The organism is Pseudomonas sp. NPDC077186 (assembly GCF_044543505.1).
In the GTDB taxonomy this organism is placed as follows: domain Bacteria; phylum Pseudomonadota; class Gammaproteobacteria; order Pseudomonadales; family Pseudomonadaceae; genus Aquipseudomonas.
Map to the genome: position 1 here is coordinate 990,634 of NZ_JBITWE010000001.1, position 17,089 is coordinate 1,007,722.

Here is a 17,089-nt window from a genome sequence, read left to right on the forward strand (position 1 = left end):
GGAAACGCCGGCATTATGCGAGTTGGCGCGGCGCGACTCAAGCCGCTGGCGGCTCAGCCGTCGAGCAGTTCGATGCGGTCGTCGTGGATGCGGATCAGGCCCTGCTTGTACAGGCCGCCGATGGCCTTCTTGAAGTTGCCCTTGCTGACGCGAAATTGTTCGGCGATCAGCTCGGGCGGGCTCTTGTCGCCCAGCGCCAGGCTGCCGCCCTGGGCGCGCAGGCGTTCGAGGATCTGCTCGCCGAGGCCGCTGGCCGCCTCGCGGCCCACCGGCTGCAGGCTCAGGCTGATCTTGCCGTCGGCGCGCACTTCCTTGATATAACCCTTCTCGCGCATGCCGTTGCGCACGAACTTGAACAATTCGTTCTTGTGGATCAGGCCCCAGTGCTGGCCGTTGATGATGGCCTTGAAGCCCAGGTCGCTGCGCTCGACCACCAGCAGGTCGACCTCCTGGCCCACCTGGTAATTGGCCGGGGTCTTGTCCAGGTAACGATCCAGACGCGCGGTGGCGGTGAGGCGGCGGGTGCGTTTGTCCAGGTAGAGGTAGACCACGCAATAGTCGCCGAGCTGCAGCGGGCGCTTCTCTTCGGAGTGCGGCAGCAGCAGGTCCTTGGCCAGGCCCCAGTCGAGGAACAGGCCGATGCGGTTGATATCCACCACCTTGAGGCTGGCGAACTCGCCGAGCTGGAGCTTGGGCTTCTGCGTGGTGGCGATCAGCTTGTCTTCGCTGTCGAGGTAGAGGAACACGTTGAGCCAGTCGTCCACCTCGCTCGGCGTGTCCTTGGGGATGTAGCGCTTGGGCAGGAGGATTTCGCCGTCCGCACCGCCGTCCAGGTACAGACCGAAGTCGGTGTGCTTGACCACCTGCAAAGAATTCATCCGCCCGATTAAGGCCATCGCGTGCCACCTCGCCAAAACAGCCGGCCATTCTACCCGAGTTCGGCGGCGCCAGGGTTGCCCGCACGGTTAATCGACAGCCGGTCGAAAAGCGCGTTAAGTGTCTGGAAAACAAGCGATTAGCCGGCATCCAGGGCCTCGACGAGCGGCCCCGCCAGAGCGGCCCCAGACGATTAGGCGAGCAGGCGGCGCCCCGATCAGGCACAATGGCCGGCCGCCCATCGTCGAGAGATAAGGTCATGGCCACCCTGCGCGTCAAGTCGTCCACCAGCAAAGTCAGCAAGCCGGCCCCTGCCGTGGAAACCCGCGAGTCCATCGAGGCCCAGGTGGCGGCCTTCCTCCAGGGCGGCGGCGAGATCCAGCAGATCGCCAAGGGCGTCAGCGGCCAGACCTACGGCGGCACCCGGCAGATCACCATCAGCAAGAAGTAATGCCCGCGGGTGCGCAGCGCGCACCCGGCATCTCCCTCCCCCGCGTCACTCGCGCGCCAACCCCAGGCGCAGCAGTCGTCCGTCGCTCGCATCCGTCAGCACGTAGAGAAAGCCGTCCGGCCCCTGGCGCACGTCGCGAATGCGCGCCTTGAGCGGTTGCAGCAGACGCTCCTCGTGCACCACCTTGTCGCCGTCGAGCTGCAGGCGGATCAACGCCTGGCCGGCCAGCGCGCCGATGAACAGGTTGTGCTGCCAGGCCGGGAAACGCTCGGCGTCGTAGAAGGCCATGCCGCTGATGGCCGGCGATTTTTCCCAGACGTGGTGCGGCGGCTCGGTGCCGGCGACGACCTCGCCCTTGGCCTCGGGAATCGGCAGCAGCGAGTAGTTGACCCCGTGGGTCGCCAGCGGCCAGCCGTAGTTCTTGCCGGCGGCGGGGATGTTGATCTCGTCGCCGCCGCGCGGGCCGTGCTCGTGGCTCCACAGGCGGCCGCTCCAGGGATTGAGCGCCGCGCCCTGCTGGTTGCGATGGCCGTAGGACCAGATTTCCGCGCGCGCGCCGGCCTGGCCGACGAAGGGGTTGTCCACCGGAATGCTGCCGTCCGGATGGATGCGCACCAGCTTGCCCTGCAGCTTGTCCAGCGCCTGCGCGGTGGGGCGCTGGTTGTTGTCGCCGAGGGCGATGAACAGGTGGCCGTCGCGGTCGAACACCAGGCGCGAGCCGAAGTGGGTGCCGCTGGACAGCTTGGGCTGCTGGCGGAAGATCACCTCGAAGCCCTCCAGCGCCGTGGCATCGGCGGACAAGCGGCCGCGCCCGACCGCGGTGCCGGCCGCACCGTCGCCGGCCTCGGCGTAGGACAGGTAGACCAGACGGTCGGCGGCGAAATCCGGCGACAGCGCCACGTCGAGCAGGCCGCCCTGGCCGCTGGCGTAGACCTCGGGCACGCCACCCAGCGGCGCCGACAACCCGCCGTCCGGAGCGATCCGGCGCAGGCGCCCGGGGCGCTCGGTCACCAGGTAACCCTGGCCGTCCGGCAGAAAGGCCAGGCCCCAGGGGTTGGCCAGCCCCTCGGCAACGGTATCGATCTGCAGCTGCCCCAGCTCGCTGGGCAGTTGGCGGGACTCGGCCAGGCTCGCCTGGCTGCTCAGCAGCGCCGCCAGAGCAAGGCTGGCAAGCAGGTGTGGACGCAACATCGGGGTTCCTCCATGCGAGTCGCGGAACGAGTCCGCATAGTGCTACAGCGGTACGGCCGAGACAGCCCGGCAAAAGGTTTCGCCAGGTTTCAGTCGCTCAGGTAGCGACGCTCGATCACCTGATAAGCGCCGCTGGCGCGCAACTGGCGCAGGCCCTGGTCGAAGCGCTGGCGCTGCGCCTCCTGGCGAAAGCCGACCCGGTAGGCGGTGGGGGGAAACAGCGGGTACCAGGCCAGCGGCTGGCTGACGTCGACCTGCTCGGCCACCTCGCGATTGAAGTGCTGGATGATCCGCGGATCGCCTATCACCACCTCGACCCGGCCGCTGTAGAGCAGGCGGTTGCGGTTGATCTGCAGGGCCTCCTCGCGGTAACGCGGATTGCCCTCGGCCATGCGCTGGAACTCCGCGCCCAGCAGCAGGCGGGCGCGCTGGAAGGCGCTGACCGAGTAGCCACCCAGGTCGGCGATGCGCTCGATGCGGTAGCCGCGCGCGGCCAGGGCGACGGCGGCGTTGTGGTAGTGGATATAGATGTCCGAGTAGAAGGCCTCGACGCCGCTACGCTCGCTGGTGGTGGTGATGGCGTCGATCTCGCCGCGGCGCAGCATCAGGTGCAGGCGCTCCATGGGCGCGTAGTAGGCCGCCATGGCGAACCCCGCCAGCTGCGCGGCGCGGTCCACCAGTTCGTATTCCAGACCGCGCGGCTCGCCCTCGAACACGTAGGGCGGCTTGTGTGTGCCGAAACCGACGCGCAGCGTCTCGCCGCACGCCCCCGCGGCCAGCCACAGCAACAGCAGCCCCACCCAGCACCGGCCCATGTGCAGTCCCTGATTCGAACGAGCCCTGAGCATAGTCGGCGCCGGCCGCCCATCACCAGAGTGGATGCACGGCGATTCATTCCGCTTTGCCCGCGCGCGGCTAGACTGGCTCCACGCATTTCTGCGCCCGCCCCAGGAGAATCATCATGCTCAAAGCCCAATACCAGCAACGCGGCCCGGTGCCGCAGGACGTGATCGAAGCGGTCGAGCTGCAATTGCCGGCGCCGGCCGCCGGCCAGGTGCGGGTCAAGGTGCTGGCCGCGCCGATCAACCCCTCCGACGTGCTGACCCTGACCGGCGCCTACGGCATGCTGCCGCCGCTGCCGGCCATTGGCGGCAACGAGGGCGTCGGCCGGGTCGAGGCGCTCGGCGAGGGCGTCGGCAACCTCAAGGTCGGCCAGACCGTGCTGCTGCCGGTGGGCTGCGGCACCTGGGTCAGCGCCCTCAACGCGCCGGCGGACAAGCTGATCCCGCTGCCGGACGCCGACCCGCTGCAACTGGCCATGCTCACCGTCAACCCGCCGACCGCCTCGCTGCTGCTCAGCGAGTTCGTCGACCTCAAGCCGGGCGACTGGGTGATCCAGAACGCCGCCAACTCCGGCGTCGGCAGCTACCTGATCCAGTTGGCCAAGCTGCGCGGCTTCAAGACCATCAACGTGGTGCGCCGCGAATCCGCGATTGCCGGCGTCGAGGCCGAAGGCGGCGACCTGGTGCTGGTGGACGGCCCCGAGCTGGCCAAGCGCGTACGCGCGGCCACCGGCGGCGCCGACGTGCGCTTAGGCATCGACGCGGTAGGCGGCGCCAGCACCGACCATATCGCCGCGACCCTGTGCAACGGCGGCGTGCTGGTCAACTACGGCATGATGAGCGGCCAGCCGTGCCTGGTATCGCCGGCCTCCTTCGTGTTCCGCGACGTCACCCTGCGCGGCTTCTGGCTGGCCAAGTGGTTCCAGCAGGCCAGCCCGGCGCAGCAGATGAAGGTGTTCGGCGAACTGGTGCAGCTGATCGCCGGCGGCAAACTGAAGACCCGCGTCGCCGCCACCTACGACCTGGCCCATATCAAGGACGCCGTGGCCGCAGCCGCCAGCGGCGAGCGCGACGGCAAGATCCTGCTGGTGCCCTGAGGTAAGCCACGATTGGTGCGCACGGCGCCCTCTACCTCCGAAGTGCCGACCGTAGGGTGTGCTGCGCGCACCATTCAATGCACGGTGGTGCGCACATGCACACCGTCCATTGGGTGCGCACGGCGCACCCTACGAGGCCGCAATCGCTTCCGGATTTTGCGGACCTAATCCATGCGGTGCGCCACGCACCGCCGCCTATGCCGGCACGGCCTCCGCCAACTCCTCGCGCATACGCAGCGCATCCTGCTGGAAGCAGCGGGCGGCCTGCAGCAGCGCCAGCAGGGTGAGAAACAGCGCCAGCGGAATCAGCAGCATGGCGTCGTGCAGGCCGACGGCCTTGAACGCCTCGCTCATCTCGCTGGCGCCGGCCGCGTGCATGGCCGCCTGGGCGTAGTGATCCGACAGCCAGCCCACCGCCAGTGGGCCGAGGCCGCCGCCGAGCAGGTACAGGCCGGCGAAGAACAGGGCCATGGCGGTGGCCCGCAGGCGCGGCTCGACCACGTCCTGGATCGCCGTGTAGACGCAGGTGTAGAAGTTGTAGGAGAACAGCCAGCCGAGGCTGAACACGCCGACGAACAGCGCCGTGTCGATACGCCCGGCGCTCAGCGCCCAGGCGGTGCAGATACAGGCCGCCAGCATGCTGAAAGCCGCGAACAGCAGGCGGCCATTGGCCCAGCGCTGGTGCACCTGGTCCGCCAGCCAGCCGCCCAGGGTCAGGCCGAGCAGGCCGGTCAGCCCGACTATCACCCCGGTGGCCATCGCCGCATCCTGCAACTGCAGACCGAAGTAGCGCTGCAGCATCGGCACCATAAAGGAGTTGCAGGCGTAGGAGGCGAAGTTGAACGCCAGCCCGGCCAGCACCAGCCACCAGAAGGTACGGATCGCCAGCACCTTGCGCAGCGGCTTGTCCACCGGCGCGCTGCTGACCCGGGTGCTCTCTGCCGCACCGCGCGCCGGCTCGCGGATAAAGAACAGGAACAGGGCGAGGATCAGCCCCGGCACGGCGGCGATCAGGAACGGCGCGCGCCAGCTGTCGAAGGCCTGGACCATGGCGCCGATGGTGAAGAAGGCCAGCAGCAACCCCAGCGGCAGGCCGAGCATGAAGATGCCCATGGCCCGCGCGCGCTTGTGCGCCGGGAACAGGTCGCCGATCAGCGAGTTGGCTGCCGGCGCGTAGCTGGCCTCGCCGATGCCGACGCCCATGCGGATCAGCAGGAAGCTCCAGAAATTCCAGGCCATGCCGTTCAGCGCGGTCAGCCCGCTCCAGGCGGCCAGGCCCCAGCCCATGATCTTGCGCCGCGCGCCGGTGTCGGCCATGCGTCCCAGCGGCACCCCGGCCAGGGCGTAGACGATGGTGAAGGCGGTGCCGATCAGCCCCAGTTGCAGGTCGCTGAGACCCCATTCCAGGCGGATCGGCTCGATGATGATGGCGGGGATGGTGCGGTCGAAGAAGTTGAACAGGTTGGCGAGGAAAAGCAGGAACAGGATGCGCCAGGCGTTGGACGCTTGCTGGTTGGGCTGCATGGCAATGTCTCTTGTTGTTGTCCACGTCGGGCCTACCGCGGTGGCGCCTACCTTGGCAGCACCGGCCGGACGTTGAGTGAGGGGCAATCTAGAGCCTTTGCCGCGGCTTGTCTGCGACTATTCGCTGGATTTATGCACGTCGATGGGGCGCTGACGCCAAAAATCGTTCATATCCGGCTGGAATAACGCGAAGTGCTTTATTCCGTGCTAGAACCAATGGGGCTGGCCATTTCATGGCCAATGGCCAATACCCCACCGACCCGCCGGACTGTCGCCGATGAAAACCAAGAAAGACGCCGTTGCCGCCGCCAAGGAAGCCACCCTGGCCGATCTCGCCGACACCCTGCTGGCGCCGCCCGCGCTGCCGCTGCCCGGCGAAAGCGGCGAGCAGTACCTGTATTTCACCGAACGCGACATCGAGCGCATCCTCGACAACCTCGACGGCCTGCGCAACCTGGTGTTCCCCCTGGGCGAGCCGCTGGACGAGGGCGAGTCGAGCCGCATCCAGCAGTTCCCCTCGGTGTGCCTGATCGGCCTCGGCCGCTGCGGCTCGAACATCGCCCTGGACGTCGCCTCGCTGGTCTACAACGCCCGCCAGTTCTACCTGGAGGAATTCCACAGCGAGGCCACCGCCGCCGCCGAGCAGGCCTCGCGGCCCAGCCGCTGGATTCGCAGCAACCTGCTGCGCGCCCCACACAAGAGCAGCAAGCCGGTGTTCCTGATCGAGCCGCTGGTGATGCTCGGCGACCTGGACAAGGACATCGAGGGCCGCATCCGCTTCTCGCGCAAGGGCGAGATGAGCGGCTTCCTCGACGACTACAGCAAGCTGAAGATCATGGACCTGTCCGAGGTGCACGCCGGCGGCGCCGGCAACGCGCCGATCCTCGGTCAGTACCTGGCCAAGATCATCCTCAACAAGGACACCCAGCGCTTCTCCAACGAAGACTGGAAGTTCATCCACAGCTACCTGATCGATTCCTGCGGGATCAAGGCCAACCAATCGCGCCTGTACTTCTATATCTTCAGCGCCGGCGGCGGCACCGGCTCGGGCATGGCCTCGGAGTTCGGCCTGGCGCAGCAGTTCGCCTACATGAGCAAGACCTTCGACAGCAAGGCCAACGTGGACGACGAGGCGCAGCGCGACCACGGTTTCGTCTTCGAGCCGATCTTCACCAGCGGCATCTGCATCCTGCCGAACATCTCCGACCAGCGCAGCGAGATGTCCGAAGCCCTGCACATCAACGCCGGGCGCCTGCTGTGCAAGTACCTGGCCGAGGAATGGGACTTCTCCTACAACTTCGACAACGAGCAAAGCAGCGCCGAGAGCGTGATGCGCCGCATCCGCCCGTGGAACGCCATGATGCTGATCTCCAACGACATCATGCGTTACGCCGAGGAAAGCGGCGACGGCAGCATCCACAACATCGACGTGACCGCCATGGAGCGCCACGCCAACCAGTACATCTCGCAGCAGATCTTCAACATCCTCACCGCCCAGGCGGTCACCGGCGACTACGACCAGAACTACTTCCGCCGCGCCGGCATCGACATCGGCGAGACCATCCGCCTCGACGCCAACGACCTGTTCATGAGCCTGGCCGGCCCGGTGGCGGTGGCCTACGCCGAATCCGTGGTGCCCGAACAGCCGGCGCAGCTCTCGGAGAAATTCCGCGTGCTGGACAAGGAGCAGCACGCGCCGCGGCTGAACATCGACGACCTGTTCTTCCGCTCCATCGACCTGCCGCACTTCAATAAGGTGACCCAGGCCATCGAGGGCATCAGCCTGCTGCCGATCGAGTCCAAACGCTATCGCCAGGCCCTGGAGCAGTACAAGGCCAGCGGCTACGACGCGGCGCAGCTGAGCGAACTGCACTTCTTCAAGAACTGCTCCTCGGTGGTGTCCATCGTCTCGTTGCCCAAGGACTACAAGCTGTCCTACATGGACCTGAACCGGCTCAAGACCCACCTCAACAACCTCTTCCCCAACACCACGCTCAAGCGCTACGCCCTGGTGATCGGCGCCTCGGCCAACCTGTCGCTGACCACCCTGATCGTCAAGAGCCCGTGCCTGTCGGACGACTTCCTGACCCTGATCGTCGCCTACATCAAGCGCTGCTTCGCCCGCGACCAGTACCGCTTCGACGACAGCCTGGACGACGCCATGCTCGATTTCATCGTCGCCGAGCGCTTCGACGAGGCCAAGCTCGATGCCATGCTCAACGAGCACGAGGACCCGGCGAAGATCCTCGACACCAACTGGTACGCGATCAAGCCGATGTACGAGAAGAAGTACCGCGAGCTGATCCACGACGCCGACAAATTCGTCTCGATCAACGACATCCGCCTGAGCCGCGACAGCGTCAAGCAGGCGATCAAGTACCTGCGCGAGATCTACCGCCACCGCATCGGCAAGACCCGGGTGATCTCGCTCAACGATTACGGCAAAAGCGACTGACCTGGCACGTTTGTGCTTGACTGAGGAGGGCGTCGCGGGCGCACCCTGGGGGTGGCTATGGATGGGTGGTCGATTCGATTTCTCGCGCAGCTGCCCGAGCAGGGCCAGCTGCTGCTGGACTGCAGCCACGATCCCTGGCTGACGGTGCTCGCCTACCTGGTCGCCACGGCCGGCAGCCTGGGCACTCTGGCGATAGTCGAGCACCTCGACCAGGTGCCGCAGCGCGGCATGCGCCTGGCCTGGGGCCTGGTCGGCGGGCTGTGCCTGGCCGGCGGCATCTGGTCGATGCACTTCATCGGCATGCTCGCCTTTCGCGCGCCGCTGGCCATCCATTACGACCTGGCCACCACCCTGCTGTCGTTGCTGGTGGCCCTGGCCGCCGCCCTGCTCGCCCTCTACTGCATGGCCCAGCGCGACGCCGGCCTCGGCCGCCGCGCCCTGGCCGCGGCGATCATCGGCCTGGGCATCGCAGCCATGCACTACAGCGGCATGGCCGCCATGCGCTCGACGGCGCAGGCCTACTACCACGGCGGGCTGTTCGCCCTGTCCATCGTCATTGCCATCGGCGCCAGCCTCGCCGCGCAGCTGCTGGCCCATCATCGGCGCCGCAGCAGCGCGTCCTACCGCCACTGGCTGAAGTACGCGGCCGCGCTGGTGATGGGCGCCGCCATCACCGCCATGCATTTCACCGGCATGGCGGCGCTGCACCTGGTGGTGCCGCAAGGTGCAGTGCTCGAGGTGCAGGGCGCCGACAACAGCCTGCAGCTGGGGCTGAGCGTGGCCGCCATCACCCTGGCAGTGGTCGCCCTGAGCCTGGTGGCGGCCTGGGCCAACCGCAAGCTGGACGACAAGGAGCGCGACCTGCAGCGGGTCAACCACCTGCTGGCGCAGCTCGACCAGGCCAAGGCCTCGCTGGAACAGGCGGCGCACTTCGACCCGCTGACCGAGCTGCTCAACCGCCGCGGCTTCAACCGGGTGTTCGCCGCCACCCTGGAGGAGCACGCCATAGTCGGCCGCGGCCTGGCGGTGATGTTCCTCGATATCGATCACTTCAAGCGCATCAACGACACCCTCGGCCACGCCGCCGGCGACGACCTGCTGCGGGTGGTCGCCCAGCGCATCCGCGGCGCCCTGCGCGAGCGCGACCTGATCGCCCGCTTCGGCGGCGACGAGTTCTGCGTGGTCGCCAGCCTCGACAGCAACGCCGCGCCGCGCGCTCTGGCCCAACGTCTGCTGGAGCAGATGAAGGAACCGATAGAGCTGGCCGGGCGCAAGATCGTGATGACCACCAGCATCGGCATCAGCCTGTTCCCGCGCGACGGCGGCGGCGCCGACGAGCTGCTCAAGCATGCCGACCTGGCGCTGTACCAGTCCAAGGGCAGCGGGCGCAACGTGGTGCACTTCTTCAACCCGCACCTGAAACAGAAGGCCTCGTTCGAGCTGCAACTGGAGGAAGACCTGCGCCTGGCGCTGCAGCAGGACAACGGCCTGACCCTGTTCTACCAGCCGATCGTCGACCTGCGCAGCGGCGCCCTGCACAAGCTGGAGGCGCTGGTGCGCTGGCGCCACCCGCAGCACGGCCTGCTCACCCCGGAGCGCTTCATCGCCATCGCCGAGACCAACGGCTTTATCGATCAGCTCGACGACTGGGTGCTGCGCCGCGCCTGCCACGACTTGCGCGGCCTGGACGGGATGGGCTATGCGGGGCTGAAGGTGGCGGTCAACTGCTCGGCGCTGAACCTGGGCAACGACCAGTTGCCCGGACGCATCGCGCAGATCCTGCACGACAGCCGCTGCCCGGGGCAGAGCCTGGAGCTGGAGGTCACCGAAAGCGCGCTGCTGAGCAACATCAACCGCGCCATCGGCCTGCTGGAGAGCATCCGCGCCCTGGGCGTAAGCCTGTCGATCGACGATTTCGGCACCGGCTATTCGTCCCTGGCCTACCTGCGCCGCCTGCCGCTGGACACCCTCAAGATCGACCGTTCCTTTATCCAGGACCTCGCCGCCTCCGGCCAGGACCGCGAGATCGTCCACGCGATCATCGCCATGGCCCACGCCCTGCGCCTGAAGGTGGTGGCCGAAGGCGTGGAAACCAGCGAGCAACTGGCCTTTCTGCAGGAGCGCGACTGCGATCAGGTGCAGGGCTACCTGTTCAGCAAGCCGCTGCCGCTGGAAGAGATCGTCAGCCTGTTTCCCCCGCACTATCGGCCGCTGGAGCGGGTGGGTACGCGCTTCTAGCGCCAGCGATCCCCGGATTGCATCCGGGCTACGTCCTATCGACCGAAACGCGCCCAGCCAAAAGGCTCGCCGCTAAAGCGCCTCCTACAACCAGCTGTGCAGCCCTTGTGGGAGGGGCTTCAGCCGCGACCAAAGCACGCCTCGCACTCAAGCCCTGAACGCCTGCAACCAACCCAGACTCGCCTGCGTACCCACCTCGCCCGGCTTGTACTCGGCGCCCAGCCAGCCGCTGTAACCGCTGTCACGTAAAGCACCGAGCAGCGCGGGGAACGCCAGTTCGCCGCTGCCCGGCGCACCGCGGCCGGGGCAGTCGGCGAATTGCACGTGGCCGATGCGCCCGGCCAACAGGCGCATGCCGGCGGCCAGGTCCAGCTGCTGACGGGCCATATGGTAGAGGTCGTACTGTGCGGCCAGATTGGGGTGATCCACCGCGCGCAGCAGCTCGTCCAGCTGCTGAGGGGTGTTGATCAGGAACCCCGGCATGTCGATGGGGTTGATCGCCTCCACCAGCACGCGGATGCCGAGCAGGGCGAAGGCCTCGGCGCTCTGGCGCAGGTTGGCGGCCAGGCAATCCAGCGCCTGCTCGCGACTGACGCCCGCGGCCAGGCGCCCGGGCAGCACGTTGACGCAGGCCGGGCGCACCATGGCGGCGTAGGTCAGCGCCTGCTGCAGGGCGGCGTCGAACTCGGCCTGACGCGCCGGCACCGCGGCCAGGCCAGGGCCGCCGCTCATCAGGTCGCCGGCCGGCAGGTTGATCAGCACCAAGGGCAGGCCGGCACGCGCCAGCGCCTCCTGCAGGGCGATGGCCGGCAGCTCGTAGGGAAACTGGATCTCCACGCCGTCGAAACCGGCCGCCGCGGCCGCCTGGATGCGCTCGCGCAGCGGCAGCTCGGTGAACAGCAGCGACAGGTTGGCGGCGATCTTCATGGGCATTGCTCCCGCAGCATTTCCACCAGGGTGGCCGGGTCGCGCTCGAGGTTGCCCTGGCTGCCGTGCAGGCGCATCAGCTGCGCCGCCAGGCCGCTCATCGGCGTGGCGCTGCCCTGCTCGCGCGCCAGCTTGACCGCGGTGTCGAGGTCCTTGAGCAATGTGCGCACGTGCCACTTGACCGGCTCGAAGCGGCTCTCGGCCATCTGCGGGGCGAGGATCTGCAGCGGCTTGGAGTCGGCGAAACCGCCGGCCAGCGCCGGTGCGATCAGGCTGGCGTCGACCCCGGCCTTCTCCGCCAGGGCCACCACCTCGGCGATCACCAGGGCGTTGCAGGCGACGATCATCTGGTTGCACACCTTGGTCACCTGGCCGGCGCCCACCTCGCCCATGCGCGTCAGGCGCTGGCCCAGGTGGGCGAGAATCGGCCGCACCCGCTGCACATCCTCCTCGCGGCCGCCGGCCATGATCGCCAGGCTGCCGGCCTCGGCGCCGGGGGTGCCGCCGGAGACCGGCGCATCGACCCAGCGCATGCCGCTGCGCGCCTGAAGCTCCGCCGCCATCTCGCGGGTGGCGGCCGGCTCCAGACTGGAGAAGTCCACCAGCAGCTGGCCGGGCCGCGCGCCCTCGACTATGCCGCCGGGGCCGAACACCACCTCGCGCACCACCTCGGTATTGGCCAGGCAGAGCATCACCACGTTGGCCTCGCGGCACAGCTCGGCCGGCGTCTCCACCCGGTGCGCGCCCTGCGCCAGCAGTGGCGCGCACTTGTCCGGCGAGCGGTTCCACAGGGTCAGCGGGTAGCCGGCGGCGAGCAGGCGGCGGGTCATCGGCAGGCCCATCAGGCCGATCCCGGCGAAGGCCAGGGCGGGCAGCGTAGCGGTCATCGAGCAGCTCCTGAAACAGGGGAAAAACGCCATCTTAACCACAGAGTCAGGCCGGCGGCAGCGCAAGCCTGCTGCATCCTGGCCCTCGGCTCACTATACTCCGCGCGCTTTCCCCGCTATTGAACCGGAGAACCCGTCATGCTCAAGCACACCCTGGCGCTCGCCGCCGGCCTCGCCCTGTCCGTTTCCGCCGTCTTCGCCCAGGCCGCCGAGGTCCTCAAGGTCTCGGCCATCCCCGACGAAGCCCCCACCGAACTGCTGCGCAAGTTCAAGCCGCTGGGCGCCTACCTCGAACAGCAGCTGGAGATGAAAGTCGAATTCGTCCCGGTGGCCGACTACGCCGCAGTGGTCGAGGCGCTGGCCGCCGACCGCGTCGACATGGCCTGGCTGGGCGGCTTCACCTTCGTCCAGACGCGCCTGAAGACCGGTAACGCCGTGCCCCTGGTGCAGCGCGCCGAGGACGAGCAGTTCACCAGCAAGATCATCAGCGCCGACCCGGCGGTGAAATCGCTGCAGGACCTCAAGGGCAAGACCTTCGCCTTCGGCTCGGTGTCCTCCACCTCCGGCAGCCTGATGCCGCGCTACTTCATGCTCAAGGACGGCATCAAGCCGGAAGACTTCTTCAGCCGCATCGCCTACTCCGGCGCCCACGACGCCACCGCCGCCTGGGTCCAGGCCGGCAAGGCCGACGGCGGCGTGCTCAACGCCAGCGTGTGGGACAAGCTGGTCGCCGCCGGCAAGGTCGACGTCGACAAGGTCAAGGTGATCGCCACCACCCCGCCCTACTACGACTACAACTGGACCGTGCGCGGCAACCTCGACGCCGAGCTGCAAGGCAAGATCAAGGCCGCCTTCCTCGCCCTCGACCCGGCCAACCCCGAGCACAAGGCGATCCTCGAGCTGCAGGCCGCCAGCCGCTTTATCGAGACCAAGGCCGAGAACTACGCCGGCATCGAGGAAGCCGCTCGCGCCGCCGGCCTGCTCAAGTGAGCATCGCCCTGCGCGGCGTGGGCCTGACCCACGCCGACGGCACGCGGGCGCTCGACGGCATCGACCTGAGCCTGGCCCCCGGCGAACGGGTGGCCATCATCGGCCCCTCGGGCGCCGGCAAGACCAGCCTGCTGCGCCTGCTGGCGAGCAACCTGGCGCCCAGCAGCGGCCAGCTCGAACTGCTCGGCGAAGACCCCTGGCGTCTCGGCAACCGCGCCCGCCAGCGCCTGCGCGCGCGCATTGGGCTGATCCACCAGGCGCCGCCGCTGCCGCCGCGGCAACGGGTGGTCACCGCGGTGCTGGCCGGCAAGCTCGGCCAGTGGCCGCTGGCCAAGGGCCTGCTCAACCTGCTGCACCCGCTCGACGCCGCCGGCGCCCAGGCCGCGCTGGCGCGCCTGGATATCGCCGACAAGCTGTTCCAGCGCTGCGACCAGCTGTCCGGCGGCCAGCTGCAACGGGTCGGCATCGCCCGCGTGCTGTACCAGGCGCCGCAGCTGATCCTCGCCGACGAGCCGGTGTCGGCCATGGACCCGGTGCTGGCCGGCCACACCCTGGCGGTGCTCAACCAGGAGGCGGCCAGCCGCGGCATGACCCTGCTGGCCAGCTTGCACGCGGTGGAGCTGGCCCTGGCGCATTTCCCGCGGGTGATCGGCCTGCGCGACGGCCGCATCGTCTTCGACCTGCCGCCGGCGGCCATCGAGCCGGCGGCGCTGGAGGCGCTGTACGCCAACGAACAACTGCAGCCGCTGCCGGCCTCGCTGCCGGTGCAGCCGCTCACGGTACAGATCCCGCGATGCTGAGCCGCTCCCCGCGCGACCCGGCCGCCCTGCCGCGGCTGCTGATCACCCTGCTGGCGCTGTTGCTGTTGTGGCCGGGCCTGCAGCTCAGCGAGCTGGACCTGGGCGTGCTGGTCGACGGCGACAACGCCCGCAGCATGGGTAACTTCCTGGCCGACTTCTGGCCGCCGGCGCACGACGGCGAGTTCCTCGCCCTGCTCGGCCGCGCCACCCTGGAAACCCTGGCCATCGCCACCGCCGGCATGAGCCTGGCGCTGCTGATCGCCGTCCCCGCGGCGCTGCTGGCCAGCCGCGCGCTGTCGCTGTCGGCGCTGCACCGCGGCGGCCGCCCGGCCTGGTGGGCGAATCTCGCGCGCTGGCCGGTGCGCGGCCTGCTGATCTTCCTGCGCAGCGTGCCGGAGATCGTCTGGGCGCTGCTGTTCGTCCGCGCCGTCGGCCTCGGCCCCACTGCCGGGGTGCTGGCCATCGCCATCACCTACGCCGGCATGCTCGGCAAGGTCTACGCGGAAATCTTCGAGTCGGTCGACGCCCGCCCCAGCCGCGCCCTGCTGCTGGCCGGCAGCGGCCGCCTGAGCGCCTTCGCCTACGGCGTGCTGCCCAATGCGGCGGGAGAGATGCTGTCCTACACCGTGTACCGCTGGGAATGCGCGGTCCGCGCCTCGGTGGTGATGGGCTTCGTCGGCGCCGGCGGCCTCGGCCAGCAGATCGACCTGTCGATGCGTATGTTCGCCGGCGGCGAGGTGGCCAGCATGCTGCTGGTGTTCCTCGCCCTGGTGCTGCTGGCCGACCAGCTCAGCCGCCTGCTGCGCGCGAGGCTGACATGAGAGCCGGCAACCTGATTCTGCTCGCCGCCCTGATCGCCGCGGTGATCGCTTCCTTCCTCTACCTGGGCATCGACCTGGCCGGCCTGGTCGGCGGCGACAGCCTGGCGCAGATGGCCAGGTACGCCGGCGGCTTTATGCAGCCGGACTTCTCCGCCACGCACCTGCAGGCCATCGGCCGCGGCGCCCTGGAAACCCTGGCCATGTCCGCCATCGGCACCCTGCTCGCCGCCGTGCTCGGCCTGGCCCTGGCATTGCCGGCCGCCGGGCGCTTCGGCAGCGTTGCCCTGCATGCCACGCGCCTGCTGCTCAACGCCCTGCGCGCCATCCCCGAACTGGTGTGGGCCGCGCTGATGGTGCTGGCCGCCGGCCTCGGCCCCAACGCCGGCACCCTGGCCCTGGCCCTGCACACGGCAGGAGTGTTGGGACGGCTATTTGCCGAGGCGCTGGAAAACACCCCGCGCGAACCGGCCGAAGCCATCCGCCTGAGCGGCGGCGGGCGCATCAATGCCTTCTGCTACGGCACCCTGCCCGGCGTCTGGCCGCAACTGGTGGCCTATACGCTGTACCGCTGGGAGAACAACATCCGCATGGCCAGCGTGCTCGGCTTCGTCGGCGCCGGCGGCCTGGGGCAGATGCTCTACGTGTCGCTCAGCCTGTTCCAGGAAGCCCAGGCGGCCACGGTGATCCTCGCCATGCTGGTGCTGGTGCTGGCGGTCGATGGCTTGAGTGGCTGGGCGCGGCAGAGATGGGTCAGCGCCTGACGCCCCGCGGACAGCGCAGATCGGTCGCACCGGGTCAGCCCCCCACTGCCGTCTAGACTCCTGAGTTTCAACCCACGGTGGGAGACTCAGGATGACCAGCAAGAACACCATCTGCCTCTGGTACGACCGCGACGCGCTGGAGGCTGCGACCTTCTATGCCGAGACCTTTCCCGACAGCGCGGTGCTGGCCGTGCATCACGCCCCCGGCGACTACCCTTCTGGCCAGCAGGGCGATGTGCTGACGGTCGAGTTCAATGTGATGGGCATTCCCTGCCTCGGGCTCAACGGCGGCCCGGCGTTCCAGCACAACGAGGCCTTCTCCTTCCAGGTCGCCACCGACGACCAGGCCGAGACGGATCGCCTGTGGCACGCGATCATCGACCACGGCGGCCAGGCCAGTGAATGCGGCTGGTGCAAGGATAAGTGGGGCATCTCCTGGCAGATCACCCCGCGCCTCCTCAGCGCCGCCATCGCCAGCCCCGATCGCGCGGCGGCCAAGCGCGCCTTCGCGGCCATGATGACCATGAGCAAGATCGATATCGCGCAGATCGAGGCGGCGCTGAAGTCTTGATACTTGCGCACTGCGGCCCCGGCAACGCGACGAGGGCATGGTCTAAGCCAAAGGTTAAAGTTAGGCTTAAACCTGAAATCACCTTGCAGCAAAGGGGCAGCACAGCCATGAAAATCGGCGAACTGGCGCAGCGCACCGGCCTTGCAGCTTCGCGCATTCGCTTCTACGAAAGCATCGGCCTGCTCAGGCTGGTGCAGCGGCAGGCCAACGGTTATCGCAGCTATCCGCAGGAGGCCGTGCTGGTGCTGAACCTGATCACCACGGCGCAGCAGGCCGGCTTCAGCCTCGACGAGCTGCGCACCCTGCTGCCGCAGGATCTGTCGCAGTGGCAGCACGGCAAGCTGCTCGACACGCTGCAGGCCAAGGTGCATGACATCGAGGCGCTTGAACGGCGCCTGGCGCAGAGCAAGACGCACCTGCTGGCGTTGATCGACGAGATCGAAGGCAAACCGGACGACCTCGACTGCGCGGCCAATGCCAAGCGGGTGCTGTCGAAGATGAACCTGGGCGAGATGGATGCAGCCGAAGCGCCCAAAGCCGCGAGCAAGACGAACAAGCGCAGGCCGGCCGTGGGGCGGCGCGGAGCTTCGTAGGGTGCGCCGTGCGCACCGGCCGTGGATTGTCGGCGGTGGTGCGCACCTCGCACCCTAAGCGTTGC

16 protein-coding genes are annotated in these 17,089 nt (G+C 68.3%); 10 read left to right on the forward strand and 6 right to left on the reverse strand.

From position 1 onward, the window contains the following. Positions 1–53 precede the first annotated feature (53 nt). On the reverse strand, positions 54–896 hold the full coding sequence (locus ACIGKL_RS04545) for a S1 RNA-binding domain-containing protein (protein ID WP_397485517.1): 843 nt from the start codon (positions 894–896) through the stop codon (positions 54–56). Positions 897–1,135: 239 nt separating this feature from the next. Here ACIGKL_RS04545 and ACIGKL_RS04550 point away from each other — a divergent pair, with 239 nt between their 5' ends. After that, positions 1,136–1,327 (forward strand): hypothetical protein, encoded by a 192-nt coding sequence (locus ACIGKL_RS04550; protein WP_021441765.1) that lies wholly within the window; start codon positions 1,136–1,138, stop codon positions 1,325–1,327. Between the two features lie 45 nt (positions 1,328–1,372). Here the strand turns inward: ACIGKL_RS04550 and ACIGKL_RS04555 are convergent, their stop codons facing one another. Both ACIGKL_RS04555 and ACIGKL_RS04560 read right to left on the reverse strand, forming a co-directional pair. Next, positions 1,373–2,518, reverse strand: a complete 1,146-nt coding sequence (locus tag ACIGKL_RS04555; RefSeq protein ID WP_397485518.1) for a PQQ-dependent sugar dehydrogenase — start codon at positions 2,516–2,518, stop codon at positions 1,373–1,375. Positions 2,519–2,607: 89 nt separating this feature from the next. After that, positions 2,608–3,333, reverse strand: coding sequence for a substrate-binding periplasmic protein (locus ACIGKL_RS04560; protein WP_397485519.1), 726 nt, complete (start codon positions 3,331–3,333; stop codon positions 2,608–2,610). A gap of 146 nt (positions 3,334–3,479) precedes the next feature. On the opposite strand from ACIGKL_RS04560, the gene ACIGKL_RS04565 reads away from it, so the two are divergent. Beyond that, positions 3,480–4,457, forward strand: a complete 978-nt coding sequence (locus tag ACIGKL_RS04565) for a zinc-dependent alcohol dehydrogenase family protein (RefSeq protein ID WP_397485520.1) — start codon at positions 3,480–3,482, stop codon at positions 4,455–4,457. Between the two features lie 195 nt (positions 4,458–4,652). Here the strand turns inward: ACIGKL_RS04565 and ACIGKL_RS04570 are convergent, their stop codons facing one another. Continuing rightward, positions 4,653–5,981: a spinster family MFS transporter gene (locus ACIGKL_RS04570; RefSeq protein ID WP_397485521.1), complete on the reverse strand. Its 1,329-nt coding sequence runs from the start codon at positions 5,979–5,981 to the stop codon at positions 4,653–4,655. A 277-nt stretch (positions 5,982–6,258) separates the two neighbouring features. Here ACIGKL_RS04570 and ACIGKL_RS04575 point away from each other — a divergent pair, with 277 nt between their 5' ends. Beyond that, entirely contained in the window at positions 6,259–8,436 is a 2,178-nt protein-coding gene (locus tag ACIGKL_RS04575; protein WP_397485522.1) for a hypothetical protein, read from the forward strand. A 57-nt stretch (positions 8,437–8,493) separates the two neighbouring features. After that, the gene (locus tag ACIGKL_RS04580) at positions 8,494–10,674 is read left to right on the forward strand and encodes a putative bifunctional diguanylate cyclase/phosphodiesterase (RefSeq protein WP_397485523.1); all 2,181 of its coding nucleotides are present in this window, start codon (positions 8,494–8,496) and stop codon (positions 10,672–10,674) included. 147 nt (positions 10,675–10,821) lie between these two features. Here ACIGKL_RS04580 and ACIGKL_RS04585 read toward each other — a convergent pair whose 3' ends face one another. Next, the gene (locus ACIGKL_RS04585; protein WP_397485524.1) at positions 10,822–11,601 is read right to left on the reverse strand and encodes a hydroxypyruvate isomerase family protein; all 780 of its coding nucleotides are present in this window, start codon (positions 11,599–11,601) and stop codon (positions 10,822–10,824) included. Next, positions 11,598–12,488 (reverse strand): NAD(P)-dependent oxidoreductase, encoded by an 891-nt coding sequence (locus ACIGKL_RS04590; RefSeq protein WP_397485525.1) that lies wholly within the window; start codon positions 12,486–12,488, stop codon positions 11,598–11,600. Before ACIGKL_RS04590 ends, ACIGKL_RS04585 begins: the two co-directional genes overlap by 4 nt. 138 nt (positions 12,489–12,626) lie before the next feature. On the opposite strand from ACIGKL_RS04590, the gene ACIGKL_RS04595 reads away from it, so the two are divergent. The 6 genes from ACIGKL_RS04595 (at position 12,627) to ACIGKL_RS04620 (ending at position 17,024) form a co-directional block, all read left to right on the forward strand. Beyond that, positions 12,627–13,478, forward strand: a complete 852-nt coding sequence (locus ACIGKL_RS04595) for a putative selenate ABC transporter substrate-binding protein (protein ID WP_397485526.1) — start codon at positions 12,627–12,629, stop codon at positions 13,476–13,478. After that, positions 13,475–14,278, forward strand: coding sequence for a phosphonate ABC transporter ATP-binding protein (locus ACIGKL_RS04600; protein WP_122107467.1), 804 nt, complete (start codon positions 13,475–13,477; stop codon positions 14,276–14,278). Before ACIGKL_RS04595 ends, ACIGKL_RS04600 begins: the two co-directional genes overlap by 4 nt. Then, a complete protein-coding gene (locus ACIGKL_RS04605) occupies positions 14,272–15,099 on the forward strand; it encodes a PhnE/PtxC family ABC transporter permease (RefSeq protein WP_397485527.1) in 828 nt (275 codons plus the stop codon). The genes ACIGKL_RS04600 and ACIGKL_RS04605 overlap by 7 nt, the downstream gene beginning before the upstream one ends. Beyond that, a complete protein-coding gene (gene phnE, locus ACIGKL_RS04610) occupies positions 15,096–15,860 on the forward strand; it encodes a phosphonate ABC transporter, permease protein PhnE (RefSeq protein ID WP_397485528.1) in 765 nt (254 codons plus the stop codon). The genes ACIGKL_RS04605 and phnE overlap by 4 nt, the downstream gene beginning before the upstream one ends. Positions 15,861–15,951: 91 nt before the next feature. Further along, complete coding sequence (locus ACIGKL_RS04615; protein ID WP_397485529.1) at positions 15,952–16,431, forward strand: VOC family protein; 480 nt, start codon at positions 15,952–15,954, stop codon at positions 16,429–16,431. Positions 16,432–16,538: 107 nt separating this feature from the next. Then, positions 16,539–17,024: a MerR family transcriptional regulator gene (locus ACIGKL_RS04620; protein ID WP_397485530.1), complete on the forward strand. Its 486-nt coding sequence runs from the start codon at positions 16,539–16,541 to the stop codon at positions 17,022–17,024. Positions 17,025–17,089 lie beyond the last annotated feature (65 nt).